At 61.3% G+C, this 25,179-nt stretch carries 21 protein-coding genes, 2 tRNA genes and 2 pseudogenes; 5 read left to right on the forward strand and 20 right to left on the reverse strand.

Features of this window, described 5'->3' with window-relative positions:
- Nucleotides 1–4 precede the first annotated feature (4 nt).
- The 6 genes from rplI to rnr form a co-directional block, all read right to left on the reverse strand.
- Entirely contained in the window at nucleotides 5–451 is a 447-nt protein-coding gene (gene rplI, locus BFQ04_RS15030) for a 50S ribosomal protein L9 (RefSeq protein WP_003171376.1), read from the reverse strand.
- A gap of 18 nt (nucleotides 452–469) precedes the next feature.
- On the reverse strand, nucleotides 470–1,363 hold the full coding sequence (locus tag BFQ04_RS15035; RefSeq protein WP_065894510.1) for a hypothetical protein: 894 nt from the start codon (nucleotides 1,361–1,363) through the stop codon (nucleotides 470–472).
- 36 nt (nucleotides 1,364–1,399) lie between these two features.
- Nucleotides 1,400–1,630, reverse strand: a complete 231-nt coding sequence (rpsR, locus tag BFQ04_RS15040; protein WP_002551829.1) for a 30S ribosomal protein S18 — start codon at nucleotides 1,628–1,630, stop codon at nucleotides 1,400–1,402.
- A gap of 28 nt (nucleotides 1,631–1,658) precedes the next feature.
- A complete protein-coding gene (gene rpsF / locus BFQ04_RS15045) occupies nucleotides 1,659–2,081 on the reverse strand; it encodes a 30S ribosomal protein S6 (RefSeq protein WP_003236224.1) in 423 nt (140 codons plus the stop codon).
- 201 nt (nucleotides 2,082–2,282) lie between these two features.
- On the reverse strand, nucleotides 2,283–3,047 hold the full coding sequence (gene rlmB, locus BFQ04_RS15050) for a 23S rRNA (guanosine(2251)-2'-O)-methyltransferase RlmB (RefSeq protein ID WP_065951508.1): 765 nt from the start codon (nucleotides 3,045–3,047) through the stop codon (nucleotides 2,283–2,285).
- The gene (rnr, locus tag BFQ04_RS15055) at nucleotides 3,044–5,674 is read right to left on the reverse strand and encodes a ribonuclease R (RefSeq protein WP_065951509.1); all 2,631 of its coding nucleotides are present in this window, start codon (nucleotides 5,672–5,674) and stop codon (nucleotides 3,044–3,046) included. Before rnr ends, rlmB begins: the two co-directional genes overlap by 4 nt.
- A 226-nt stretch (nucleotides 5,675–5,900) precedes the next feature.
- Here rnr and BFQ04_RS15060 point away from each other — a divergent pair.
- The 4 genes from BFQ04_RS15060 (at nucleotide 5,901) to BFQ04_RS15075 (ending at nucleotide 8,965) form a co-directional block, all read left to right on the forward strand.
- Nucleotides 5,901–5,987: transfer RNA gene (locus BFQ04_RS15060), tRNA-Leu, on the forward strand.
- Between the two features lie 154 nt (nucleotides 5,988–6,141).
- Nucleotides 6,142–6,228, forward strand: a tRNA-Leu gene (locus BFQ04_RS15065).
- Between the two features lie 158 nt (nucleotides 6,229–6,386).
- Entirely contained in the window at nucleotides 6,387–7,412 is a 1,026-nt protein-coding gene (locus tag BFQ04_RS15070) for an iron ABC transporter substrate-binding protein (RefSeq protein WP_065951510.1), read from the forward strand.
- Nucleotides 7,412–8,965: an ABC transporter permease gene (locus BFQ04_RS15075; RefSeq protein WP_065951511.1), complete on the forward strand. Its 1,554-nt coding sequence runs from the start codon at nucleotides 7,412–7,414 to the stop codon at nucleotides 8,963–8,965. Before BFQ04_RS15070 ends, BFQ04_RS15075 begins: the two co-directional genes overlap by 1 nt.
- Before the next feature lie 97 nt (nucleotides 8,966–9,062).
- On the opposite strand, the pseudogene BFQ04_RS30460 reads toward BFQ04_RS15075, so the two are convergent.
- The 13 genes and pseudogenes from BFQ04_RS30460 to BFQ04_RS15135 all read right to left on the reverse strand — a co-directional run.
- Nucleotides 9,063–9,578: pseudogene (locus BFQ04_RS30460) on the reverse strand (methyl-accepting chemotaxis protein); the annotation flags it as partial.
- Between the two features lie 390 nt (nucleotides 9,579–9,968).
- A pseudogene (locus BFQ04_RS30465) lies at nucleotides 9,969–11,024 on the reverse strand (methyl-accepting chemotaxis protein); the annotation flags it as partial.
- Between the two features lie 112 nt (nucleotides 11,025–11,136).
- Complete coding sequence (locus tag BFQ04_RS15085) at nucleotides 11,137–12,426, reverse strand: adenylosuccinate synthase (protein ID WP_065886517.1); 1,290 nt, start codon at nucleotides 12,424–12,426, stop codon at nucleotides 11,137–11,139.
- A gap of 54 nt (nucleotides 12,427–12,480) precedes the next feature.
- Nucleotides 12,481–13,668: an ATP phosphoribosyltransferase regulatory subunit gene (locus BFQ04_RS15090; protein WP_065951513.1), complete on the reverse strand. Its 1,188-nt coding sequence runs from the start codon at nucleotides 13,666–13,668 to the stop codon at nucleotides 12,481–12,483.
- 293 nt (nucleotides 13,669–13,961) lie between these two features.
- Nucleotides 13,962–14,828 carry a protease modulator HflC gene (hflC, locus tag BFQ04_RS15095; RefSeq protein WP_003188064.1) on the reverse strand — a complete coding sequence of 289 codons (867 nt, stop codon included), beginning with the start codon at nucleotides 14,826–14,828 and terminating at the stop codon, nucleotides 13,962–13,964.
- Nucleotides 14,828–16,003, reverse strand: coding sequence for an FtsH protease activity modulator HflK (gene hflK / locus BFQ04_RS15100; RefSeq protein ID WP_003188062.1), 1,176 nt, complete (start codon nucleotides 16,001–16,003; stop codon nucleotides 14,828–14,830). The genes hflC and hflK overlap by 1 nt, the downstream gene beginning before the upstream one ends.
- Nucleotides 16,004–16,099: 96 nt before the next feature.
- On the reverse strand, nucleotides 16,100–17,401 hold the full coding sequence (gene hflX, locus BFQ04_RS15105) for a ribosome rescue GTPase HflX (RefSeq protein WP_065951514.1): 1,302 nt from the start codon (nucleotides 17,399–17,401) through the stop codon (nucleotides 16,100–16,102).
- Nucleotides 17,402–17,413: 12 nt separating this feature from the next.
- Nucleotides 17,414–17,674 carry an RNA chaperone Hfq gene (gene hfq, locus BFQ04_RS15110; RefSeq protein ID WP_016976904.1) on the reverse strand — a complete coding sequence of 87 codons (261 nt, stop codon included), beginning with the start codon at nucleotides 17,672–17,674 and terminating at the stop codon, nucleotides 17,414–17,416.
- Between the two features lie 95 nt (nucleotides 17,675–17,769).
- On the reverse strand, nucleotides 17,770–18,741 hold the full coding sequence (miaA, locus tag BFQ04_RS15115) for a tRNA (adenosine(37)-N6)-dimethylallyltransferase MiaA (protein ID WP_065951515.1): 972 nt from the start codon (nucleotides 18,739–18,741) through the stop codon (nucleotides 17,770–17,772).
- On the reverse strand, nucleotides 18,741–20,654 hold the full coding sequence (mutL, locus tag BFQ04_RS15120) for a DNA mismatch repair endonuclease MutL (RefSeq protein ID WP_065951516.1): 1,914 nt from the start codon (nucleotides 20,652–20,654) through the stop codon (nucleotides 18,741–18,743). Before mutL ends, miaA begins: the two co-directional genes overlap by 1 nt.
- Nucleotides 20,654–22,075: an N-acetylmuramoyl-L-alanine amidase gene (locus tag BFQ04_RS15125; RefSeq protein ID WP_065951517.1), complete on the reverse strand. Its 1,422-nt coding sequence runs from the start codon at nucleotides 22,073–22,075 to the stop codon at nucleotides 20,654–20,656. The genes mutL and BFQ04_RS15125 overlap by 1 nt, the downstream gene beginning before the upstream one ends.
- 15 nt (nucleotides 22,076–22,090) lie before the next feature.
- A complete protein-coding gene (tsaE, locus tag BFQ04_RS15130; RefSeq protein WP_065951518.1) occupies nucleotides 22,091–22,561 on the reverse strand; it encodes a tRNA (adenosine(37)-N6)-threonylcarbamoyltransferase complex ATPase subunit type 1 TsaE in 471 nt (156 codons plus the stop codon).
- A complete protein-coding gene (locus BFQ04_RS15135) occupies nucleotides 22,549–23,409 on the reverse strand; it encodes an NAD(P)H-hydrate dehydratase (protein ID WP_065951519.1) in 861 nt (286 codons plus the stop codon). Before BFQ04_RS15135 ends, tsaE begins: the two co-directional genes overlap by 13 nt.
- A gap of 63 nt (nucleotides 23,410–23,472) precedes the next feature.
- On the opposite strand from BFQ04_RS15135, the gene queG reads away from it, so the two are divergent.
- A complete protein-coding gene (queG, locus tag BFQ04_RS15140; protein ID WP_065951520.1) occupies nucleotides 23,473–24,537 on the forward strand; it encodes a tRNA epoxyqueuosine(34) reductase QueG in 1,065 nt (354 codons plus the stop codon).
- Here the strand turns inward: queG and BFQ04_RS15145 are convergent.
- On the reverse strand, nucleotides 24,534–25,151 hold the full coding sequence (locus BFQ04_RS15145; protein ID WP_170827587.1) for a trimeric intracellular cation channel family protein: 618 nt from the start codon (nucleotides 25,149–25,151) through the stop codon (nucleotides 24,534–24,536). The genes queG and BFQ04_RS15145 overlap by 4 nt on opposite strands.
- Nucleotides 25,152–25,179: the final 28 nt, after the last annotated feature.

Here is a 25,179-nt window from a genome sequence, read left to right on the forward strand (position 1 = left end):
CGACTTAAGCTGCTACCACGACAACGCGTACGGTGGCTTCAACTTCGGCGTGCAGGTGCACGGCTACGTCGAATTCGCCTACGTTGCGGATGGTGCCGTTCGGCAGACGAACTTCGCTCTTCTGCACTTCAACGCCGGAGGCGGTCAGTGCATCAGCGATGTCGTGGGTGCCGATCGAACCGAACAGCTTGCCTTCGTCACCGGCGGTGGCAGTGATAGTCACTTCCAGCTCAGCCAGTTGGGCAGCGCGAGTTTCGGCCGAAGCTTTTTTGTCTGCTGCGGCTTTTTCCAGCTCGGCACGACGCTCTTCAAACGCAGCCAGGTTGGCAGCGGTTGCAGCGGTGGCTTTGCCGTATGGCAGCAGGTAGTTACGACCGTAGCCGGCCTTAACGTTCACTTTGTCGCCCAGGTTGCCCAGGTTGGCGACTTTTTCCAGAAGGATCAGTTGCATGTGAAAATCCTCTAACTTTTAACCTTCACCGTTCGCGCTATCGGCGTCTTTCGACGCCAGACGTCCGCGAAAATCAATCAGGCCGTCGACAATGGCCAGGACCACGAGTAACGGATAGATCAGCTGCATGAACAGCAACAGCGTCACGTACAACCCCACCAGCCAGAACCTGGCCAGGCGCTTTCGCGCAACCAGCCCGTGAATCAGGGCCAGCCCGGCAAACACCAGCGGTACGCTGCAAATCGGCGCCAGCAAGGCCATCTGTGGACCGAAGTTCGGTCCGACAACCATGCACGCCAGCAGCAACATCGCCGGTCCCGCGGGAATCCTGATACTGCGAAACTCGCGACCAAAACCACCCGGGTTATACAACAACGCCTGCCAATAACGCCCAAGAATCAGGCTCAGCACGCTGACAACCTGCAACAAAGCCGCAATCAGGCCGGTCAGGACCGGGGCAATCAGTGACGCAAACCGCGCTCGCTCATCTACCGACAATTGCTGGTAGAGATCCCCGAGGGCCAGCGGCAGGATCTTGACGATCTCCTGCGCCAGCGCCTCGATTTGCGGGCGGAAAGCCGCGCCAAGCATCACTGAGTACACCAACCCCACTGCCACGCTGACCAGCAGCGTACGGACCCAGGACTCACTTGCGCGTAAAACCAACGCAAGGCTCGATGACCCCAGCAGTACCAGAAGTACCCGTGGATCACCCATTTGCAGCCACCAGATCAAGGCCGGCAACAAACCCAGGGCAAGAACGCCCAGGGCGTCCTTCAAACCGCGCCGCAGGAGCACAAGGCAACCTGCGGCAGCACCCAACCAATAAAGCAACGGCAATGCCGCACAGCCAGCCACTACCAGAGTGGCCTGCACACGACCGCGCATGATGAACTCAGCTAAGGCGCGCATGCATTCAATCCCTTACTACTTGTCGACTGCCCGGTCTCAGCGGCCGTGGCTGTCGGTGTAGGCCAGCAGGGCCAGGAAGCGGGCGCGCTTGATAGCGGTGGCCAGCTGACGCTGATAACGTGCTTTGGTACCGGTGATACGGCTTGGAACGATTTTGCCGGTCTCGGATACGTAGGCTTTCAGAGTGTTGAGATCTTTGTAATCGATCTCTTTCACGTCTTCAGCGGTGAAGCGGCAGAATTTACGACGACGGAAGAAACGTGCCATTTGATAGGCTCCTTAAAAGGTCCGTGGATTACTCGTCAGCGTTATCGCTGTTGTCGCTGTCATCACTGTCAGCGCTATCAGCGCCTTCGTGCTCAGGACGGTCGCGACGCTCACGGCGCTCACTGCGGTTTTCTTCAGCCTTGAGCATCTCGGATTGGCCGGTAACGGCTTCTTCGCGACGGATGACCAGGTTACGGATCACTGCATCGTTGTAGCGGAAGTTGTCTTCCAGCTCGGCCAGGGCCTTGCCGGTGCATTCAACGTTCAGCATCACGTAGTGAGCCTTGTGAACATTGTTGATTGCGTAGGCCAGTTGACGACGGCCCCAATCTTCCAGACGGTGGATTTTGCCGCCGTCTTCTTCGATCAGCTTGGTGTAACGCTCAACCATGCCGCCGACTTGCTCGCTTTGATCCGGGTGGACCAAAAAGATGATTTCGTAATGACGCATGAATGCTCCTTACGGGTTGTAGCCTGCCGCTCAAAAACGGTCAGACAAGGAGTGAATGACACTTATGGATCTTGCCGCAGGAGAGGCACATGCGTGCCTGCCAGGTGGGCAAGGGGCGCAATAGTAGAGGAGCAGGGGGGAAGCTGCAAGCTACAAGCTACAAGTGGTCGACCACCTAGCTTTTAACTTGCAGCTTGAGGCTTACGACTTGCGCGAAGCGACTGCCTTTTTGGCACCGCGCTGACGCCGGGCTTCGAACAGGCACACGCCCGTCGCCACCGACACGTTCAGGCTGCTGACGCTGCCGGCCATCGGCAAGTGCACCAGGTAATCGCAATGCTCGCGGGTCAGGCGACGCATGCCCTTGCCTTCGGCGCCCATGATCAGGATGGTCGGGCCGGTGAGGTCCTGGTCGTAGATGCTGACTTCGGCCTCGCCTGCCGTGCCGACAATCCACAAGCCGCGCTGCTGAAGCTTCTCCAGGGTGCGCGCCAGGTTGGTCACGGCCACCAGCGGAATCACTTCCGCCGCGCCGCAGGCCACTTTACGCACAACCGGCGTGAGGGTGGCCGACTTGTCTTTAGGTACGATCACTGCCAGCGCGCCGGCCGCATCCGCCGAACGCAGGCAGGCGCCGAGGTTGTGCGGGTCAGTCACGCCGTCCAGCACCAGCAGCAACGGCGCGCCTTCTGTACGGTCGAGCAGCTCGTCGAGCATGGCTTCGCCCCACACCTGGCTCGGGCTGACGTCGGCCACCACGCCCTGGTGAACGCCTTCTACCCACACGTCCATTTCACGGCGCTCGGCCTGGCCGATGGCAACCTTGTTCTGGGTGGCCAGCTCGACCAGCGCTTGCACGCGTGGCTCGCTGCGACCTTCCGCCAGCCACACCTGCTTGACGCGCTTGGGGTGGTGACGCAGCAGTGCTTCTACGGCGTGCACGCCGTAGATTTTTTCCAGACTCATGACTTGGCCTTAGGTTTGCGCGACCCGCCGCTTTTCGCGGGGGCCGAACCCGCTTTAGGCGGGCCTTTACGGTGTTTACTCGGTTTGCTCGACGGTTTTTCCGCCCCCTGGGACTTTCCCCCAGACGCCGCTTTACCACCGCTTTTGGCTTCGTTGAGCAACTGCTGCTTCAACTCGCGGCTCTTGCGCAGCTCGGCGTTTTTCGCCGCGGCATCGCTTGGACGGTAGGCTTCAGGGGCCTTGTCCTTGGCCGAAGAACGACGACCGGTCTTGGCAGGTGCTGGCTCGGCAGCTGTCTTCACGCTGGAAGCCTTGCCTTTGGAAGCCGGCGCTGCGGTTTCGCTGCCACGCTTTTTGCGGCCAGTCGGCTCTGCAGGTTTGTCAGGCATGCCGAAGTCGATCTTGCGCTCGTCCAGATCGACACGCATGACCTGCACTTCCACGGTATCGCCCAAGCGGAAGCTGCGACCGGTGCGCTCGCCCGCCAGGCGGTGGTGCACTGGATCGAAATGGTAGTAGTCACCCGGCAAGGCGGTGACGTGCACCAGACCCTCGACGTAGATGTCGGTCAGCTCGACGAACAGGCCGAAACCGGTCACGGCGGTGATCACACCCGGGAACGACTCGCCCACGCGATCTTTCATGAACTCGCACTTGAGCCAGTTCACCACGTCACGGGTAGCTTCGTCGGCGCGGCGCTCGCTCATGGAGCACTGCTCGCCCAACTGCTCAAGCGCCGCCTCGTCGTACGGATAGATCCGTGCCTTCGGAATGGTCATGGCACCGGCGCGCTTGACGTGCGGGGTGTTCTGCTTGGAATGGATCACGCTGCGGATCGCGCGGTGCGTGAGCAAGTCCGGGTAACGGCGGATCGGCGAGGTGAAGTGGGTGTACGCCTCGTAATTCAGGCCGAAGTGACCCTGGTTATCGGCGCTGTACACCGCCTGGCTCAACGAACGCAGCATCACGGTCTGGATCACGTGGTAATCCGGACGGTCCTTGATGCTGGCCAGCAGGGCCTGGTAATCCTTCGGCGTCGGGCCGTCCTTGCCTTTGTGCAGGGACAGGCCGAGTTCACCAAGGAACGCACGCAGTTTTTCCAGGCGCTCCGGCGGCGGACCGTCGTGGACGCGGTACAACGCAGGAATCTCGTGCTTCTTCAGGAATTCCGCGGTGGCCACGTTGGCCGCCAGCATGCATTCCTCGATCAGCTTGTGCGCGTCGTTACGGGTGGTCGGAGTGATGGCGGCGATCTTGCGCTCGGAACCGAAGACAATCCGGGTTTCCTGGGTTTCAAAATCGATCGCGCCACGGGTGTGACGGGCGCCCAGCAACACCTTGTACAGCGAATACAGCTGCTTGAGGTGCGGCACCACGTCGGCGTATTCGCTGCGCAGGGCCTTGGCTTCGCCGGTCTTCGGCGTTTCCAGGATGGTGCTGACCTTGTTGTAGGTCAGGCGCGCCTGGGAGTGGATCACCGCTTCATAGAACTGGTAGTCGGTCATTTCGCCGGTTTTGGAGATGGTCATCTCGCACACCATGGCCAAACGGTCGACTTTCGGGTTCAGCGAGCACAGGCCGTTGGACAGCTGCTCCGGCAGCATCGGAATCACGCGCTCAGGGAAGTACACGGAGTTGCCGCGCACCTGGGCTTCGTTATCCAGGGCCGAACCGATCTTCACGTAGCTGGACACGTCGGCAATCGCGACATACAACTTCCAGCCGCCGGAAAACAGGCGCAGCTTGCCCGGCTTGGCTTCACAGTAGACCGCGTCATCGAAGTCGCGAGCATCTTCGCCGTCGATGGTGACGAACGGCAGATGGCGCAGGTCGATGCGTTTTTCTTTGTCTTTATCTTCGACTTCCGGCTTGAGCTTGGCGGCTTCCTTGAGCACGGCATCAGGCCAGACGTGAGGAATATCGTAGGTGCGCAGCGCCACGTCGATTTCCATGCCCGGCGCCATGTAGTTGCCGACCACTTCAACGATATCGCCCTGGGGCTGGAAGCGCGCAGTTGGCCAGTGGGTGATTTTCACCTCGACAAACTGGCCGACCTTGGCGGCGCCATTGCGGCCCGGGGTGATCAGCACTTCCTGCTGGACCTTCGGGTTATCCGGCACCACAAAGCCGATGCCGCCTTCTTCGAAGTAACGACCGACGATGGACTCGTGGGCACGGGACACCACTTCGACGATCACGCCTTCACGACGACCACGACGGTCCAGGCCGGAAACACGCGCCAGGGCACGGTCGCCGTCGAACACCAGGCGCATCTGCGCCGGGCTCATGAACAGGTCGTCACTGCCGTCATCCGGAATCAGGAAGCCGAAGCCGTCCCGATGGCCGGCGATGCGGCCCAGGATCAGGTCGAGCTTGTCGACCGGCGCGTAAGTGCCACGGCGGGTGTAGATCAACTGAGCATCGCGCTCCATCGCACGCAAACGGCGGCGCAGGGCTTCGAGCTGGTCTTCGGTGGTCAGACCGAATTCTTCAACCAGCTGCTCGCGGCTAGCAGGCGAACCACGATCGGCGAGGTGCGCCAGGATCAGTTCGCGGCTAGGAATAGGGTTTTCATATTTTTCCGCTTCACGAGCGGCCTCGGGATCGAGGGACTGCCAATCGGCCATTAGAGAGTTTTCACCTTGTCTATATGCGGGTTAGTTTGGCATACGCGTATTGAAACGGGAAATTTCAGACGTCATCAAGCCTTTTAAAAGGCCTTTGCAGCCCCCGGTGCGCACCTTGCACGACCATTGGCGAAATTTTCCAGGCTTTTTTCATGGCAGGGGTTTACAGCGTAAATATCGCTCCGTATAGTGCGCGCCATCGACGACGGCAACGTTGTCAGATAATGCCCAGGTGGTGAAATTGGTAGACACGCCAGCTTCAGGTGCTGGTGATCGCAAGGTCGTGGAAGTTCGAGTCTTCTCCTGGGCACCAAATTCAGATCAAACCCGCGAAAGCGGGTTTTTTCGTTTCAGACCTTTGATTTTTAACGGAAAAATTGATTTATATTTTTCGAATCAGGGGTTTACAGATCAAAAAGCCCGCCGTATAGTTCGCCCCATCAACAGCGGCAACGTTGTCAGATAATGCCCAGGTGGTGAAATTGGTAGACACGCCAGCTTCAGGTGCTGGTGATCGCAAGGTCGTGGAAGTTCGAGTCTTCTCCTGGGCACCAAATTCAGATCAAACCCGCGAAAGCGGGTTTTTTCGTTTCCGGGGTTTGGAAATTTTGGCTGGAAAACTTTACCCACCGTCAGCCTCAAGCCCGCACTTGAGAAGCTTTATCGTTTATCCTTGTAGTGATTTGTTGCACATAAGCGAGGAACACTTCGGATGATGATCCGCGATAACCGACTCAAGACATCCCTTCTGCGTGGCCTGACTCTCACTCTGCTCGGCCTGACTCTGCTCTCACCCAACGCCTATTCCGCTGACAAGATCTCTCTGACCCTTTACAACGGCCAGCACAAGGAAGTCGGCGATGAGCTCGCCAAAGCCTTTGAAGCCAAGACCGGCATTCACGTCAACGTGCGCAAAGGCAGCAGTAACCAACTGGCCAGCCAGGTCGTCGAAGAAGGCGACCGCTCCCCTGCCGACGTGATCTATACCGAAGAATCGCCGCCGCTGAACAAACTCGGCGAGCAAGGCTTGTTGGCGAAAATCGATGCCAGCACCCTCGACGTGCTGCCCAAGGACTACGTCGGCAGCAATGGCGACTGGATGGGCGTGACTGCACGAACCCGCGTTGTCGCCTTCAACCCCAAGCTGATTGCCGAAAAAGACCTGCCCAAATCGGTGCTGGATTTCGCCGGTCCCGAGTGGCAAGGCAAGGTCGGCTTCGTGCCCACCAGTGGTGCCTTCCAGGAACAGGCGGTGGCGATCATCAAGCTGCACGGGCGTGAAGCCGCTGAAGAGTGGCTGACCGGCCTGCGCGCCTTCGGCAAGGTGTACAGCAACAATATGGTGGCCCTCAAGGCCGTTGAAAATGGTGAAGTGGCCACTGTTTTGGTGAACAACTATTACTGGTTCGCCCTGAAGAAAGAAAAAACCAACCTCGACTCCCAACTGCACTATTTCACCGACGGCGATGCCGGCGGCCTGATTACCGTGTCTTCGGCGGCCGCGCTGAAATCCAGCAAACACCCCAAGGAAGCCCAGCAACTGCTGGCCTTCATGGCCAGTGAAGAAGGCCAGCGCGTGATCACCAACACCTCGGCGGAATACCCGTTGCGCAAGGGCATGCAATCCAATCGCGGCCTGAAGCCCTTCAACGAACTGCAACCGCCGAAAGTCACCCCTGCCGACCTGGGCAATGCGGAAGAAGCCCTGGAACTGGAACGTGACGTTGGCTTGAACTGATGACCCCAACGCTTCGCGCTGCAGGCTTTCGCCCCCGGCGCAAACGCCCTTCAATCTGGCTGCTGTTGCCGGTGCTGTTGCTGGTTGGCCTGAGCCTGCTGCCACTGGTGTATGTCGGGCTCAAGGCCTGGCAGGCCGGCTGGGCACAGGCGGTGCATCTGCTGTGGCGGCCTTATGTCTTCGGGCTGCTGCGCAATACCTTGTCGCTGATGGTCGGCGTGACGGTTGTGTGCGGCGTGGTCGGCCTGTCCCTGGCCTGGTTGCTGGAACGCAGCAATCTGCCGGGGCGACGCATTTGGGGCGTGATCCTGTGCCTGCCGTTTGCGGTACCGGCGTTTGTCAGCAGCTTCACCTGGGTGTCGCTGAGCGCCAACTTCGAAGGCCTCGGCGGCGCGATCCTGGTGATGAGCCTGTCCAAGTATCCGCTGGTATTTCTGCCGGTGGCCGCCACGCTGCGCAATCTTGACCCCGCCCTGGAAGAGTCGGCGCGCACCCTGGGGTTGAATCGCTGGGGCGTGTTCCGGCGCATTACCCTGCCGCTGCTGTGGCCCTCGCTGGTCGCGGGAGCGCTGCTGATTGCATTGCACATGCTGGTGGAGTTCGGCGCCCTGTCGATCATCGGCTTGCAGACCTTTACCACCGCGATCTACCAACAGTTCGAACTGGAGTTCAGCAACGCCAACGCCGCAATGCTCTCGGCGGTGCTGCTGGTGATGTGCCTGAGTTTGTTGTGGCTGGAGCTGCGCGTGCGCGGCAAGGGCCGCCATGTGCGGATCGGCCAGGGTGCGGCGCGACATGCCGAGCAGGTGAAACTGGGCAAGTGGGCGTTTTTTGGCCAGCTCTATTGCCTGGCGCTGGCGATCATTGGCAGCGGCATTCCGCTGGGGATGCTTGGCTATTGGCTGGCCGTGGGTTCATCGGCGGCGTTTCCGGTCGCTGCAATCAGTGAGGCGCTGTTATCGTCCCTGGCGCTTTCCCTGGGTGGCGCAGCGTTGTGCCTGGCACTGGCGGTGCCGGTGGGCCTGCTGGTGGTGCGCTACAAAGGCCAACTGGCGATCTGGGCTGAACGCCTGCCGTACCTGCTGCACGCCCTGCCCGGCCTGGTGATTGCATTGACCCTGGTGTATTTCGCACTGCATTACGTGCCGGCGCTGTATCAGACGTCGGCACTGTTGCTGATCGCCTATGCGCTGTTGTTCTTGCCCCTGGCCCAGGCGCCGATTCGCACGGCTCTGAACAAGGCCGCGCCACAGTTGGAGGAGGCAGCGCGCACGCTCGGCGCATCGTCGTTCAGTGCGTTCTGCCGGGTGACGCTGCCGATCATTTTCCCGGCATTGGGTGCCGCGTTTGCGCTGGTGTTTCTGGATGCGATGAAGGAGCTGACGGCCACCTTGTTGTTGAGCCCCACGGGGTTGAATACTTTGGCGACTGCCGTGTGGGCGCATACCTCGAATGTGGAGTTTGCGGCAGCGGCGCCGTATGCGGCGTTGTTGATTCTGGTGTCGGGGTTGCCGGTGTATCTGCTTACGACGCGGATGTATCTGAGTCGCTGAAATGGCTATCGGGGGCAAGCCCCCTCCCACACTTGAGTTGTGAACACATTCAAATGAGGGAGGGGGCTTGCCCCCGATGAGGCCGGCACAGACAACACTAAGCCCGAAACTGCCCCAGACTCGCCTTCAACTGCGCCGCCAACCCATCCAGCACCTTGCCACTGGCAGTAGTCTCCACCACCGCTTGCGCGGCCCGCTCAGCCTGGGCATGAATCACCTCGACCCGGCCACGCACCGCATGCGCACCCTGGGCCTGATGCTCGGCCGCGCGTGTCGCCAGGCCGATTGCCGCATGCACCTGCTCCACCGACGCCTGCACCGTCTGCTGCAAGCGCACGCTGTCGCGCAGCACCAGCAAACCTTCATTGGCCTGGCGCCCCGCCTTGCCGATGGTTTCCACTGCCTCACGCGCGCCCTGCTGCAACGCCACGATATGCGCCTGGATATCGCCGGTGGAGCTTTGGGTCTTGCTGGCCAGCGCACGCACTTCGTCCGCCACCACCGCAAAGCCGCGCCCGGTCTCGCCGGCCCGTGCCGCTTCAATAGCCGCGTTGAGGGCCAACAGGTTGGTTTGCTCGGCGATGCCATGAATCACCGTCAGCACTACCTCGATCTGCTCGCTTTGCTGCGCCAACCGCTCGATCACCTGGGACCCGGCCTGCACCTGCCCGGCCAACGCCTCGATCAAGCTGCCGACTTCAGCCGACGTGCGCGAGTTCTCATCCGTGGCCTGGCGAATCTCCACCACCTGCTGCAAGGCCGCCTGCATGGCATGGCTTTCGGCCTGGGCCTCGTCGGCCATTTGCGACAGTGCGCGCAGGCTTTCTGCAACCTCGTCGCGCTGCAGGCCAGCCGCTGCATCGGCGCCGGCATTGCGCAAGGTCATCGCGCCGATCTCCATGCCGGTGCGCTGGGCCACATCGCCCGCCTCGCGCACGATGGGCTGTAACTTATCCACAAAGCGATTGACCGCCGAAGCCATGTCACCAATTTCATCCTTGCTGCTGATCTGTACACGCTTGGTGAGGTCGCCCTCGCCTGCCGCCAGGTCATCCATGGCGGCGATCAACAGCTTCAGGCGGTTGACGACGCGGCGGCCGAGCACAATGGCGATCAGCAGCAATACGCCAAGACCGACCAGCGCCAGGCCCATGCCGATACGCCAGCGCAAGGTGCCGGCAGCCTCTTGCACCGCACTGGTGGTATTGGCCGCCATCTGGGTGGCCGTGACTTGCGCCGATTGCAGGCGCGCGCCCATGGCGGCAGCGCTATCGGCCGCGGCGCCTTTGAGGCTGTCGCCGACCAGTTGATCACCGCTGGCAATCAGCGCGGCGAAACGGGTGTCCAGTGCTTGCAGATCGGCCTCGACCGATGCGGTCGACACCCCCATGCGGACTTTGCCGATCTCAACGCCGTTGGGGCTGATCGAGGCTTCGACGTAATACACCGAAGGATCAGCCTTGGCCGCGTCCAGTACTTTATCCAGGGCACGGTCCCCCGCGCCTTTGGCCAACAAGGCCTGGTTGATCGGATTTTCACGGTTCAGGTAGCGGGTCAAATGCTCGCCGGCCGCGTCGTCATACACCACGAACAACACGTTGGGATTACGCTGCGCACGCCGGGCAAACTCCGATAATGTCGGCACGTCGCTGTCCCACATGGCACGCGGCGCCACCGAAGCCAGCAACTGCGCCATGTCATTGGCGGAGTCCTGCAGGTCTTTTTCCAGGGTCGCACGCAATTGCTTCTGCTCTTGCTGAAGACGCGTGGAAAGCCCTGCGGTCAGACGCTGGCGGGTGCTGGTGGAAAGGCTATCCAGGCTGGAGGTGACTTCCTTGCCGGCCTGGGCCAATTCGCCGGACAGCTTCTGACTGTCGATGCCCAGGCGGTGACCCAAATCGGCCTCCAGGGCCGTGACCGTGCTCCGCGTCAGCGCGACGGCCACCAGCACTTGCACCAAAAGAGCGATACCTAGGGTAACGAACACCGGCCGCAGCAGACGGCTTTGTAACAACGAGAGAACGGCAGACACTGGAAATCCCTCCACCACGGGTGCCATTAAATTGATAGCACCGCGAAAAAGAGAAACACAGCAAGGGTCGTGCCGCTTGCCAGGCAGAAACGACAAAGGGCTCCCGAGGGAGCCCTTTACTTTTTACATCAACAGCTTATTAAGCGAACGGGTGACGCAGAACGATGGTCTCGTTGCGGTCCGGGCCCGTCGAAATAATGTCGATCGGTGCGCCGATCAGCTCTTCGACGCGCTTGATGTAGGCGCGGGCGTTGGCTGGCAGCTCTTCCAGGGTCTTGGCGCCCACGGTCGATTCGGTCCAGCCCGGCACTTCTTCGTACACAGGCTGCAGGCCCACGTAGCTGTCAGCGTCGGTCGGCGCAACATCGTTGCCTTGCGCGTCTTTGTAGCCGACACAGATGTTGATGGCTTCCAGGCCGTCGAGCACGTCCAGCTTGGTCAGGCAGATGCCCGAGATGCTGTTCACGTCGATAGCGCGACGCAGGATAACGGCGTCGAACCAGCCACAACGACGAGCACGGCCGGTGGTCGCGCCGAATTCGTGACCTTGTTTGGCCAGGTGAGCGCCGACGTCGTCGAACAGCTCAGTCGGGAACGGACCGGAACCTACACGGGTGGTGTACGCCTTGGTGATGCCCAGGATGTAGTCCAGGAACATCGGGCCCACGCCCGAACCGGTGGCCACGCCGCCGGCGGTGGTGTTGGAGCTGGTCACATACGGGTAGGTACCGTGGTCGATGTCCAGCAACGAGCCCTGGGCGCCTTCGAACATGATGTCTTTGCCAGCGCGACGCAGGTCGTGCAGCTCGGCCGTCACGTCGAGCATCAGCGGCTTGAGCAGCTCAGCGTATTCCTTGCACTCGGCCAGGGTCTTTTCGAACTCGATGGCGGGCTCTTTGTAGTAACCCACCAGCATGAAGTTGTGGTAATCCACCAGTTCACGCAGCTTGTCTTCAAAGCGCGGCATGTTGAGCAGGTCGCCCACACGCAGGCCACGACGTGCAACCTTGTCTTCGTAGGCCGGGCCAATGCCGCGACCGGTGGTGCCGATCTTCAGCTCGCCACGGGCCTTTTCACGGGCCTGGTCCAGCGCCACGTGGAAGGACAGGATCAGCGGGCAGGATGGGCTGATACGCAGGCGCTCGCGCACCGGTACGCCTTTCTCTTCCAGCTTGATGATCTCGCGCAGCAGGGCGTCCGGCGCAACCACCACGCCGTTGCCGATCAGGCACTGTACGCCTTCGCGCAGTACACCCGAAGGGATCAGGTGCAAGACGGTTTTTTCGCCATCGATGACCAGGGTGTGGCCCGCGTTGTGGCCACCCTGGTAGCGCACTACGGCGGCAGCATGTTCGGTCAGCAGATCAACGATCTTGCCTTTGCCCTCATCACCCCATTGGGTGCCCAGGACTACGACATTCTTACCCATAACACTTGTCCTCATTCGCGCAAACTTGGTGCCGGCGATGGCCGGCAGGAAAACTCAAGAAGCCAGTGGCGATACTTGCCAAAGCCCGTTCTGCTGAATCAATTGCCGGTCGCAGTCCGCTTCACGGGCGGCGGCCAATGGCTGCCCAGGCAAGGCCTGGACGACACGCTGACCCTCACTGCGCAACTGGCAGACCTGCTGCCAGAGTGCCGCGTCCGTACTGTCGGGCATCCAGATGCCACCAGACGGCAGCTCGACCTCAGCACGCCCCAGGGTCACCAGGGTTTTCAAATCGGTGGAAAAGCCGGTGGCCGGACGGGCGCGACCGAAGTCGGCGCCGATATCGTCATAACGACCACCCTGGGCGATGGCCTGGCCAACACCCGGAACAAACACCGCGAACACCACACCGGTGTGGTAGTGGTAGCCGCGCAACTCGCCCAGATCAAAATACAGCGGCAACTGCGGGAAGCGCGCCGACAATTGCTCGGCAATCGCCAGCACATCGTTCAGGGCGGCCAACACCGGCGCCGGTGCGTTGGCCAGGCGCTCACGTGCAGTGACCAGCACTTCACGGCCGCCGCACAGGTTGACCAGCGCACGCAGCATGTCGGCCAGTTCAGCCGGCACGCCAGCGGTCAGGGCAATGACTTCATCGATGGCCTTGCGTTGCAGCGCATCGAACAACTGTTGCTCAACCTCACCGGACAAGCCGGCCGCACGGGCCAGGCCGCGGTAGATACCCACGTGGCCCAGGTCCATGTGCACGTCCGGCACATCAGCCAGTTGCAGCATGGCCAGCATCAGGCTGATCACTTCAACGTCGCTGCTAGGGCTCGCATCGCCATACAACTCGGCGCCCAGCTGGATCGGGCTGCGCGACGATGACAAGGCACGCGGCTGGGCATGCAGCACGCTGCCGGCGTAGCACAGGCGGCTGGGGCCTTCGCGGCGCAGGGTATGCGCATCGATACGCGCCACCTGCGGCGTGATGTCGGCACGAAACCCCATTTGCCGGCCCGATTGCGGGTCGATGACCTTGAAGGTGCGCAGATCCAGGTCCTGGCCCGCGCCAGTCAGCAGGGATTCCAGGTACTCGATATGAGGGGTCACGACAAACTCGTAGCCCCAGCTCTGGAACAGATCCAACACCTGGCGACGCGCTATTTCAATACGCGCAGCTTCTGGTGGCAGTACTTCTTCGATGCCATCTGGCAGCAGCCAGCGGTCTACCGTTGCCATTACGCCATTCCCCTTTGATCCGGGCGGCCAGCCCTCGGCCGAGCCTTGAGTGAAGCAGAAAATACCCGCTGCCTGCATAAACCACGCGCAAGAGCGACGTGACGAACGACCTGTCACCGGCCTCGTCGGGCACTTTCCTCGAAAAACCTGTCACGCCTGCCGAATCGAACACGCAGACGCAAAAAAGCCGGGAATTTCCCGGCTGCCGCATCATACACCCGTTTTCTGAAAGGATCACCCCGCCAGGCATTTTAGCCGCCCGACGGAGTGGTCCCTACAGAATCACAGGCCTGTTACTTGGACTTTTCCAGGTAGCGGAAGAAATCGCTGCTTGGGTCCAGCACCAGCACATCGGTCTTGTTCGCGAAGCTTTCACGGTAGGCGCGCAGGCTACGGTAGAACGCGTAGAACTCCTGGTCCTGGCCATACGCCTTGGCGTAGATCGCCGCGGCTTGAGCATCACCATCACCACGAGCCTCTTCAGACTCGCGATAGGCCTCCGCCAACAGTACACGGCGCTGACGATCGGCATCCGCACGGATACCCTCGGCCAGCTCGTTACCCTTGGCGCGGTGCTCACGGGCTTCACGCTCACGCTCGGTGCTCATGCGCTCGAACACGCTGCGGTTCACTTCCTTGGGCAGGTCGATAGCCTTGACGCGAACGTCGACCACTTCGATACCCAGTTCTTTCTCCGCCATGGTGTTCAGCGAACGAGTGATGTCAGCCATCAGCGCATCGCGTTCACCGGATACCACCTCGTGCAGGGTGCGCTTACCAAACTGGTCACGCAGGCCCGACTCCAGACGGCGCGACAAACGCTCGTCTGCAATCTGCTTGAGGCCCGAGGTCGCAGTGTAGAAGCGCTCGGCATCCTTGACGCGCCACTTGGCGTAGGCGTCAACCATCACGGCTTTCTTTTCCAGGGTCAGGAAGCGCTGTGTCGGTGCATCCAGAGTCATCAGGCGCGCGTCGAACTTGCGCACCTGGTTGACGTAGGGGACTTTCACATGCAGGCCCGGCTGGACATCCGCCTGGACCACGCGACCGAATTGCAGCAGCACCGCGCGCTCGGTCTGAGCGACGATGTAGAAGCAGTTCCAGGCAGCGATGACCACGACGACGCCCACAATCAGGGCGGTCAGCGATTTATTGCTCATCAACGGCTCTCCCTGGTACGTGTTTGCTGTTGCAGCAAGTCAGCGGCCGCACGGGCGCTCGCTTCGTTGGCAGCGGCATTCGAACCGGTGGACGGCGCGCTGGCGCCGCTACGCCCACCTTCGATCATCTTGTCCAGCGGCAGGTACAGCAGGTTGTTCTGCCCACCCTTGCTGCCGGTCACGAGAACCTTGCTGGTGTTGCTGAAGACTTCCTGCATGGTGTCCAGGTACAGACGCTCACGAGTAACCTCGGGCGCCTTGCGGTACTCGGCAACCAGCTTGGTGAAGCGGTCCGCCTCACCCTTGGCGCGGGAGACTACTTCGTCGCGGTAACCGTTGGCATCCTCGAGGATACGCTGGGCCTGACCACGGGCTTCCGGCACCACGCCGTTGGCGTAGGTTTCAGCCTGGTTGCGCGAACGCTGCTCGTCTTCACGGGCGCGGATCACGTCGTCAAAGGCTTCCTGCACTTCACGCGGTGCGGCTGCGCTCTGTACGTTGACCTGGGTGACGGTGATACCGGTGCGATAGGTATCGAGGAAGCGTTGCAGGCGCTCCTTGATTTCGCTGGCCATCAATTCACGCCCTTCGGTCAGTACCTGGTCCATGGCGGTGGAACCGACCACGTGGCGCAGGGCACTTTCGGTTGCGTGTTGCAGGCTGATTTCCGGCTGATCGACGTTCAGCACGAAGTCCTGCAGGTTGCTGATCTTGTACTGCACGGTCAGCGGCACTTCGACGATGTTCTCGTCTTCAGTCAGCATCTGGCCCTGCTTGGTGTAGGCACGCTCACGCGTGACGTTCTCCATGTACTTCTTGTCGATCGGCGGGAAATAGATGTTCAGGCCTGGCCCGACAGTCTCGTAATACTTGCCGAAGCGCAGCACAACGGCTTGCTCCTGCTCATCCACCACGTAGACCGCGCTGTACAGCCAGACGGCTGCGAGCACGACAAGACCCAGGCCCAGCAGGCCATAGCCGCCGCCCTTGCTTGTGCGACCGCCATCGTCACCACCGCGTTTTTTCCCACCACCGAACAACCCATTCAGGCTTTCCTGCAGCTTTCGGAAGGCCTCGTCGAGATCCGGTGGCCCCTTGCGGTCGCCATTATTGCGGCGCTTACCACCCCAAGGATCCTGATTATTCGAGTTGCCACCCGGCTCATTCCAAGCCATAGCGCTCTCCATCTGATAAAGCAAAGACGCACCCACGGCGCGCCGACCAATGCTACAGAATGCCTGCTACCGCGGCACAACCGCTTTCTCAGGCTTTTATTGCAAAGTGTGTTGTTCGATGAACTCCGCCGGTACAACACCCTCGCGACTGACCAGTCGATTGAGCTCCGCGCGTGGCAATCGAACGGCCAGCAAGCTGACACCTTCTTCGTCGTGTTCTTCTTTCTGTACCGCGCCCAGCTCGAAAAACTGTGCACGCAGTCGAGCAAAACGCTGCGGCAAGCGCAAGGTGCCAACGAACAAATCGCCGCCGAGCAACTCGGCGATGGCTTGCTCAAGCAACTCAAGACCACTGCCATCACGCGCCGACAGCCAGACCCGCTGGGGCCTGCCATTCTCATCGCGCTGGATTTGTGGCTCGACGCCTTCAAGCAAATCGAGTTTGTTATAGACCTCGAGGATCGGCAAGTCCTGGGCACCAATCTCGCCCAGCACCAGCATCACCTGCTCAATCTGCAGCATGCGATCCGGCTCGGCCGCATCGATCACGTGCAACAGCAGGTCGGAATTGCTCGACTCTTCGAGCGTAGACCGAAATGCCTCGACCAGCTTGTGCGGCAAGTGACGAATGAACCCCACCGTATCGGCCAGGACAATCGGCCCAAGGTCGTCCAGATCCAGGCGGCGCAGGGTCGGGTCGAGCGTCGCGAACAGTTGGTCGGCCGCGTACACGTCCGACTTTGTGACGTTATTGAACAGCGTGGACTTGCCCGCGTTGGTATAGCCCACCAGGGACACGGTGGGAATATCCGCACGGGAACGGCCACGGCGCGATTGCTCGCGCTGGCTGCGGACTTTCTCCAGGCGGCCCTTGATCTGGCGCAGGCGAACCCGCAACAGACGCCGGTCGGTTTCCAGCTGGGTTTCACCTGGGCCACGCATGCCGATGCCGCCGCCCTGGCGCTCAAGGTGCGTCCAGCCGCGGACCAGCCGGGTGCTCATGTGGTCAAGCTGGGCCAGTTCGACCTGGAGCTTGCCTTCATGGGTACGCGCGCGCTGGGCGAAAATATCGAGAATCAGGCCGGTGCGGTCAATCACGCGACACTCGAAGACACGTTCGAGGTTACGTTCCTGACTGGGCGTGAGGGTGTGATTGAAGATCACCAGATCGGCTTCTTCGGCATGGACCAGGTCGCGCAATTCTTCGACCTTGCCGCTGCCAATCAGGTATTTGGCGGTTGGCCGATGACGCGGCACGTTAAAAAACGCAACGGTCTCGGCGCCGGCCGAATTTGCCAACTCCTGAAACTCCTGCGGATCTTCGCGCGCCTCAGGGTCCTGTCCATCCAAGTGAACGAGGATTACTCGCTCACCACCACCGTGGCGCTCAAAGAACAAAGGAGACTCCTATCAGGCGTTACCTGGCTCAGCGTCAGCTGCTTCATCACCTGCTGCGCTAGGCAGACGGATTGGACGAACAGGAACGACTGTCGAGATAGCGTGTTTGTAAACCATCTGGCTGACGGTGTTTTTCAGCAGGATCACGAACTGGTCGAACGACTCGATCGTACCTTGCAACTTGATACCGTTGACCAGATAAATGGAAACCCCCACTTTCTCTTTACGTAAGGTATTCAAGTAAGGGTCTTGTAGCGAATGCCCTTTTGACATGTGCCGCACTCCTTTAAGGATCAATAATAAAAAATCGGAAAAATAAATAGCTCATGGCCGCCACACCCCCAAGGATAGACGGCAATTGCAAGGACTCAGCTCAATATGGAGACCGTTCCCAGGTATTTCAAGGCGCGTGACAGATTGTCGCTGTCCAGGCTGTCCAGCCAGTGCAAATCGCTCCAGCTGCGCAGCCAGGTGAACTGGCGCTTCGCCAATTGGCGCGTGGCAATGATGCCGCGCTCCTGCATTTCGGCTGACGTCAGCTTGCCATCCAGATGATCCCAGACTTGGCGGTAGCCTACAGCACGTATCGAAGGCAAACCTGCATGCAGATTACCTCTGGAACGCAGTGCTACGACCTCCTCCACAAACCCCTGTTCCAACATATTTGTGAATCTTTGTGCAATTCGTTCATGCAGCACCTGGCGGTTTGCCGGAGCGATGGCCAGGTTCGCCACAGTATAGGGCAATTGTGACCGGCCAGATGCGCCTGCATCAGCACTTTGCGCAGTTTGTTTCAGCCTGTGTTCAGTCATGGTCTGGCCACTGACGCGCCAGACTTCCAGCGCGCGGGTCAGACGCTGGGGATCATTGGGGTGAATGCGCGCCGCCGACACCGGATCCACCGCCGCCAACTGGTCGTGCAGGGCTTGCCAGCCAAGGCGTGCAGCCTCTTCTTCGAGTTCGGCACGCACCTGGGCATCGGCGGGCGGCATATCCGCCAGGCCTTCCTGCAAAGCCTTGTAGTAGAGCATCGTGCCGCCGACCAGCAACGGGATATTACCCCGCGCGGTGATCTCAGCCATGGCGGCCAGGGCGTCGGTACGGAAATCCGCAGCCGAATAGCTCTCGGCCGGGTCGATAATGTCGATCAAACGATGCGGATGCCGGGCCAACACGTCTTTCGAAGGCTTGGCCGTGCCGATGTCCATGTCCCGGTAAACCAGGGCAGAGTCCACACTGATCAGTTCGCACGGCAAGACCTTGGTCAGCTCGATGGCCAGGTCGGTCTTGCCGGCGGCCGTTGGGCCCATGAGGAAGATCGCGGGGGGCAAGGCACTCATCAGCGACCGCGCAGGAACAGTTTGTCCAGATCATCCAGGCCCATCTGGGTCCAGGTCGGGCGCCCATGGTTGCATTGGCCGCTGCGCTCGGTGTTTTCCATGTCGCGCAGCAGGCCGTTCATTTCCGGCAGGGCCAGGCGACGGTTGGCGCGGATGGCGCCGTGGCAGGCCATGGTGCCGAGCAGCTCGTTGATATGCGCCTGGATACGGTCGCTGGTGCCGTACTCCATCAGGTCGGCCAATACATCGGCTACCAGGCGGTTGGCCTCGGCTTGCTTGAGCAGCGCGGGAATCTGGCGGATCGCCAGGGTTTCCGGGCCCAGGCGTTGCAGTTCGAAGCCCAGCTTCTGGAACACGCCGTGGTGCTCTTCGGCGCAATCGGCTTCACGCTGGCTCACCGCCAGGGATTCCGGTACCAGTAATGGCTGGCCACTGAGCCCTTCACTGGCCATGGCGATCTTCAAGCGCTCGTACATGATGCGCTCGTGAGCCGCATGCATGTCCACCAGCACCAGGCCGTGGGCATTTTCCGCAAGGATGTAGATGCCCTTGAGCTGTGCCAGCGCGTAGCCCAACGGTGGAATATCACCGCCACCCTCGGGCAAGGCAACGGTGCCTGGCTCGGCACCCGGCAGCGGCGCGAAGAACTCACGATAAGCCGCCTGGGCCTCGGCCACCGGCACGGTCGATTGCGGGCGCGGTGTGTATTGATATTGATAACCGGCGCCGGCTCCCGCGTTGGGCGCCGTGTAATTGGGCTGCGGCTGCGGTGACTGCAGCAGATTAGCGGCGAGGCTCATTTCGCCCTGGGGGCCGAACTCACCGGCCTCAGGGCCGCTTGGGCGAACTACCGCCGTCACGATGGGCGCCGACAACTGATCATCCGGGCGCACATCGCCCAAGGCACGGTGCAAGGTGCCATACAGGAAATCATGCACCATGCGCCCATCACGGAAGCGCACTTCGTGCTTGGTCGGGTGCACGTTGACGTCGACCACCGAGGGATCGACCTCAAAAAACAGCACAAACGTCGGATGCCGCCCGTTGAACAACACGTCGCGGTACGCCTGGCGCACCGCATGGGCCACGAGCTTGTCGCGCACCGCCCGGCCATTCACGAAGAAATACTGCAAATCCGCCTGGCTGCGGGAGAAGGTCGGCAAACCGACCCACCCCCACAGGCGCAAGCCATTGCGTTCAATCTCTATCGGCAGCGCCTGCTCCAGGAAGCCACCACCGCACACCGCCGCCACCCGCCGAGCGCGCGCGGCGTCGTCATTGGCTTCGTGCAGGCTGAGGATGGTCTTGCCGTTGTGGCGCAGATGGAACGCCACGTCGAAACGCGCCAGGGCCAGACGCTTGATCACTTCCTGCAGGTGATCGAATTCGGTTTTTTCGGCCTTGAGGAACTTGCGCCGCGCCGGGGTGTTGAAGAACAGGTCGCGCACTTCCACCGAGGTGCCCACCGGATGGGCTGCCGGCTGGACCCGGGGCGCCATGTCGCGGCCCTCGGTTTCCACTTGCCAGGCCTGCTCGGCACCGCGTGTACGCGAGGTCAGGGTCAAGCGGGCCACGGAGCTGATGGAGGCCAGGGCCTCACCGCGAAAGCCCAGGCTCATCACCCGTTCAAGGTCCTCCAGATCGCGGATCTTGCTGGTGGCGTGACGGGCCAGGGCCAGCGGCAGGTCATCCGAAGAAATGCCGCTGCCATCGTCCCGCACCCGCAGCAGCTTGACGCCGCCCTGTTCCACGTCAACGTCGATGCGTTTGGCGCCGGAGTCGATGCTGTTTTCCAGCAGTTCCTTGATCACCGAGGCCGGGCGCTCGACCACCTCGCCCGCAGCGATCTGGTTAGCCAGGCGCGGGCTGAGCAATTCGATACGCGAGCCACTATTCAAAACAGATTCGCTCATTACTGCGCCGCCAATTCGGTGCCCGGGATGGTCAACACCTGGCCGATCTTCAGCTCATCGGTCTTCAGGTTGTTGGCGCTGCGCAAGGCGGCGGGCGTGACCTGGAAACGTACGGCCAACATGGCCACGGTGTCGCCGGGCTGCACGCGGTGGTCACGCGGGCCCTGGGCAATTTTGCCGGAATCACGCAACCAGGCGATGTAAGTGCCCGGTGGCGGGTTCTGTTGGAAGAACTGGCGCACGCCGGCACTGATCGAGCGCGCCAATGCTTGCTGGTGGCCGGCGCTGGCGAGCTTGGATGCCTCGTTGGCGTTGGAAATGAATCCGGTCTCGACCAGGATCGACGGGATATCCGGCGACTTCAGCACCATGAACCCGGCTTGCTCAACGCGCTGTTTGTGCAGCGACGTGACGCGACCGATGTTGCTCAGGACTTTCTGGCCGACGTTCAGGCTGGAGGTCAGCGAGGCGGTCATCGACAGGTCGAGCAGTACGCCGGCGAGCATTTTGTCCTTGTCGTCGAGAGACACGTTACCGGCCCCGCCGATCAGGTCGGAACGGTTTTCACTGTCGGCCAGCCAACGGGCGGTCTCGGACGTCGCACCGCGATCCGACAGGGCAAACACCGACGCACCGAAAGCGGCGGTGGAAGGTGCAGCGTCGGCGTGGATCGAGACGAACAGGTCTGCGCCTTTCTTACGTGCGATTTCAGTACGTCCACGCAACGGAATGAAGTAGTCGCCGGTACGGGTCAGTTCGGCGCGATACCCTTTCATGCCGTTGACCTGGCGTTGCAGTTCGCGGGCGATGGCCAGCACCACGTCTTTTTCATGTTGGCCGCGCGAACCGGAGGCGCCCGGGTCTTCGCCACCGTGGCCGGCGTCGATCACCACAATAATGTCGCGCTTGCCTGCCGGAGCGGGCGGCGGCGGTGGCAACTTGACCTGAGGTTGCGAGGGGTTGACCGGCACCGCAGGCACCGTCGCGACGCTGGGCGTCGGCACAGGCGGCGGCGCGGCATCGGCGGGGTTGTCGAACAGATCGACCACCAGGCGGTTGCCATATTGGGCGTTGGGGGCCAGGGAAAAGCTTTTTGGGGTGACCGCCTTTTTCAGGTCGATGACCACGCGCAGGTCGGTCGGCGTGCGCTGGGCCGAACGCATGGCGGTAATGGGTGTATTGGCGGTGGAGACTTTCAGCGGCGCGGCCAGGCTCGCACCGTTGATGTCGATCACCAGGCGATCGGGCGCCGTGAGGGTAAAGACGCTGTGCTGGACCGGGCCAGACAGGTCGAACACCAGTCGCGTGTTATCCGGCGCTCGCCACAGGCGCACACTTTTCACCTGTGAAGCAGCCAGAGCATTGACAGTCATTGCCGCAAGCAACACCCCCACGACAGCAACCAACGCGCGAAAGCGCATACCTAACCCCACCAATTATTTGAATTCCAGTGCCAAAGCGGCGCACCACGACTGGCCGCGCGCGCTCTGGGGCAACAACTTCAACTGACGTCCGTGCTCATGCGGCGTAATGGTAATGGTCATGTCCGGCTTTGGCAAAAAGCCTGTGCCTTTATTTGGCCACTCGATCAGGCATAACGCGTCTTCGTCGAAATAATCACGGATGCCCATGAATTCCAGCTCTTCAGGGTCCACCAAGCGATAGAGGTCGAAGTGGAAGGCGCGAATGTTACCGATCTCATAGGGTTCGACCAGTGTGAACGTCGGACTTTTTACCGCACCGGCATGCCCCAAACCGCGAATGATGCCTCGGGACAGTGTGGTCTTGCCCGCTCCCAGGTCGCCCTCGAGGAAGATCAGCCCTGCCCCGGCCGTGACCTGGGCAATGCGCTGGCCGAGGCCGACCATGGCCTCTTCATCCGCCAGGAAAAGAATTACTTCAGGCACGGCGACTGCTCCTCCAACAATTGACGAATGGCCGGTATCAGGTCACTGGCGGCGAGGCCGCGACCGAACGTGCCCTGGCGGTCCCCTGCCGTGGCGTGCAACCACACGGCCAGGCAGCTTGCCTCATAGCCGTGCATGCCCTGGGCCAGCAATGCACCGACGAGGCCGGCCAATACGTCACCCAGCCCCGCCGTCGCCATGGCGGGATGGCCCTGGTCACAGCGTGAAACACGACCGTCCGGACTTGCAATCAAGCTGCCGGCGCCCTTGAGGATAGTCACCGCATTGAATGTCTGGCTCAACGCGCGCGCCACCTTGAGGCGATCGGCCTGAACCTCGGCTGTCGAGATGCCCAACAGCCGTGCGGCTTCGCCTGGATGCGGGGTAATCACGCAGTTGGCCGGCAGGCTGACGCTGCCCGTCGCCAGTTGATTCAAGGCGTCGGCGTCCCAGACTTGCGGCTGGGGCGCGTTGGCGGCGACGGACAGCAGGCTTTTACCCCAGGATGCGTCACCCAGACCGGGCCCGATCACAATGACCGAGATCTTTTCCAGCAGGCCCATCAGCTGGTTGGCCGAATTCACACCCTTTGTCATCACTTCGGGCAGACGAGCCAGCGCGGCGGGAACATGCTCAACGCGTGTCGCCAGCGACACCATCCCCGCACCACTGCGCAAGGCACTTTCGGTACTGAGCAACGCTGCCCCGCCAAAGCCTCGGTCGCCGCCGATCACCAGCAGGTGGCCGAACTGGCCCTTATGAGCGTCCAGCGAACGCGCAGCCAGTTGCGGCAAGTGGCCCGGCAACAACAGCTGAACGTCGGTTATTTCGTGTTTTGTCTGAGGCATGCGTCTTCAAGCTCCGATGTCTGGCAGAATTATACGCATCTAACCTGTGGTTTCCCGTGTCTCATGCCCGCTATTACCTCCGATCTGCCTGCCCTTGCCCAATCGATCAAAGACTGGGGCCGCGAGCTGGGCTTCCAGCAAGTCGGCATCAGCGGCCTCGACCTGGCCGAGCATGAACAGCACCTGCAACGCTGGCTCGACGCGGGCTACCACGGCGAGATGGACTACATGGGCGCCCACGGCAGCAAACGCTCCCACCCCGAGGAGCTGGTGCCGGGCACCTTGCGCGTGGTGTCGCTGCGCATGGACTACCTGCCCGGCGACACCCAGATGGCGCAACTGCTGGCCCAGCCGGAAAAAGCCTATATCTCGCGCTACGCCCTGGGCCGCGATTATCACAAGCTGATCCGCAAGCGCGTGCAGCAACTGGCCGACCGTATCCAGGCGCAGATCGGGCCGTTCGGCTTTCGCGCTTTCGTCGACAGCGCACCGGTCCTGGAAAAAGCCATCGCCGAACAGGCCGGCCTCGGCTGGATCGGCAAAAACACCCTGGTACTCAATCGCAAGGCCGGCAGCTATTTCTTCCTGAGCGAACTGTTTGTCGATTTGCCATTGCCGGTGGACCCACCCCACGCCACCGAACATTGCGGCCGCTGTACCGCGTGCCTGGACATCTGCCCTACCAACGCCTTCGTCGGTCCCTACGTGCTGGATGCCCGGCGCTGCATTTCCTACCTGACCATCGAACTCAAGAGCGCAATCCCCGAGGACCTGCGCCCGCTGATCGGCAACCGCGTATTCGGCTGCGATGACTGTCAGATCGTTTGTCCGTGGAATCGTTTCGCCCGGCCCACCGCCGAAAGCGATTTCAAGCCACGGCACAATCTGGATAACGCGGAACTTGCCCAATTGTTTATGTGGGACGAGGATAAATTCCTCAGCAGCACCGAAGGCTCACCCTTGCGCCGCGCCGGTTACGAGCGCTGGCTGCGCAATTTGGCGGTGGGCCTGGGCAACGCGCCGTCGAGCATTGCGGTACTGGAAGCCTTGAAGGCGCGGCGCGATTACCCGTCGGAACTGGTGCGCGAACATGTGGAGTGGGCGCTCAAGCAACACGCCGCACGCTAGTGGACATCGTCGTTGTAGACGAACTTGGGCATTTCCCAGTGAAACCGGATCGCCAGCAGGCGCAGTAGAAAGCCGCTGAACAGGGTCAGCAGAATCGCCTGTTCGCTGGGCAATTGCAGATACAGGCACAGCAAGTAGAACCAGGCGGCCAGGAACGACACGCTGGCGTACAGCTCACGGCGGAAGATCAGCGGGATGTCGTTGCAGAAGATGTCTCGCAGGATGCCGCCAAATACGCCGGTAATCACGCCGCTGACCGACGCCACCAGCATGCCATGCCCCATTTCCAGGGCGGTCATGCAGCCGATCAGGGTGAATGCCACCAGGCCCAAAGCGTCCAGCGCCAGAAACAGCGAGCGCAGGCGGCGCATCAGCGGTGCGATAAAGATGGTCACCAGCGCGGCCACCGAGGTCAGCACCAGGTATTCCGGGTGTTTGACCCAAGTCAGTGGGTAGTGGCCCAACAGCACATCGCGCACCGACCCGCCACCCAGCGCCGTCACGCAGGCAATCAACACCACGCCGAACCAGTCCATGCCGCGTCGACCGGCGGACAAGGCGCCAGTCATGGCTTCGGCGGTGATGGCGATGAGGTAGAGCATCAGCAGCATGATGGCGATCCTTGCAGGGAGGCCGGCAGTC

It is taken from the genome of Pseudomonas sp. 37 R 15, assembly GCF_900004865.1.
Taxonomy (GTDB): Bacteria; Pseudomonadota; Gammaproteobacteria; order Pseudomonadales; family Pseudomonadaceae; genus Aquipseudomonas; species Aquipseudomonas fluorescens_AM.

Bases quoted from the DNA above. Each gene is read 5' to 3' on its own strand.
- hflC (WP_003188064.1), bottom strand. From the start codon at position 14,828: ATGAGCAATAAATCGCTGACCGCCCTGATTGTGGGCGTCGTCGTGGTC.
- miaA (WP_065951515.1), bottom strand. From the start codon at position 18,741: ATGAGTGCCTTGCCCCCCGCGATCTTCCTCATGGGCCCAACGGCCGCC.
- BFQ04_RS15075 (WP_065951511.1), top strand. From the start codon at position 7,412: ATGACCCCAACGCTTCGCGCTGCAGGCTTTCGCCCCCGGCGCAAACGC.
- mutL (WP_065951516.1), bottom strand. From the start codon at position 20,654: ATGAGCGAATCTGTTTTGAATAGTGGCTCGCGTATCGAATTGCTCAGC.
- BFQ04_RS15125 (WP_065951517.1), bottom strand. From the start codon at position 22,075: ATGCGCTTTCGCGCGTTGGTTGCTGTCGTGGGGGTGTTGCTTGCGGCA.
- BFQ04_RS15135 (WP_065951519.1), bottom strand. From the start codon at position 23,409: ATGCCTCAGACAAAACACGAAATAACCGACGTTCAGCTGTTGTTGCCG.
- rplI (WP_003171376.1), bottom strand. From the start codon at position 451: ATGCAACTGATCCTTCTGGAAAAAGTCGCCAACCTGGGCAACCTGGGC.
- rpsF (WP_003236224.1), bottom strand. From the start codon at position 2,081: ATGCGTCATTACGAAATCATCTTTTTGGTCCACCCGGATCAAAGCGAG.
- BFQ04_RS15070 (WP_065951510.1), top strand. From the start codon at position 6,387: ATGATGATCCGCGATAACCGACTCAAGACATCCCTTCTGCGTGGCCTG.
- BFQ04_RS15085 (WP_065886517.1), bottom strand. From the start codon at position 12,426: ATGGGTAAGAATGTCGTAGTCCTGGGCACCCAATGGGGTGATGAGGGC.
- BFQ04_RS15090 (WP_065951513.1), bottom strand. From the start codon at position 13,668: ATGGCAACGGTAGACCGCTGGCTGCTGCCAGATGGCATCGAAGAAGTA.
- rlmB (WP_065951508.1), bottom strand. From the start codon at position 3,047: ATGAGTCTGGAAAAAATCTACGGCGTGCACGCCGTAGAAGCACTGCTG.
- hflK (WP_003188062.1), bottom strand. From the start codon at position 16,003: ATGGCTTGGAATGAGCCGGGTGGCAACTCGAATAATCAGGATCCTTGG.
- BFQ04_RS15035 (WP_065894510.1), bottom strand. From the start codon at position 1,363: ATGCGCGCCTTAGCTGAGTTCATCATGCGCGGTCGTGTGCAGGCCACT.
- rnr (WP_065951509.1), bottom strand. From the start codon at position 5,674: ATGGCCGATTGGCAGTCCCTCGATCCCGAGGCCGCTCGTGAAGCGGAA.
- queG (WP_065951520.1), top strand. From the start codon at position 23,473: ATGCCCGCTATTACCTCCGATCTGCCTGCCCTTGCCCAATCGATCAAA.
- rpsR (WP_002551829.1), bottom strand. From the start codon at position 1,630: ATGGCACGTTTCTTCCGTCGTCGTAAATTCTGCCGCTTCACCGCTGAA.
- hfq (WP_016976904.1), bottom strand. From the start codon at position 17,674: ATGTCAAAAGGGCATTCGCTACAAGACCCTTACTTGAATACCTTACGT.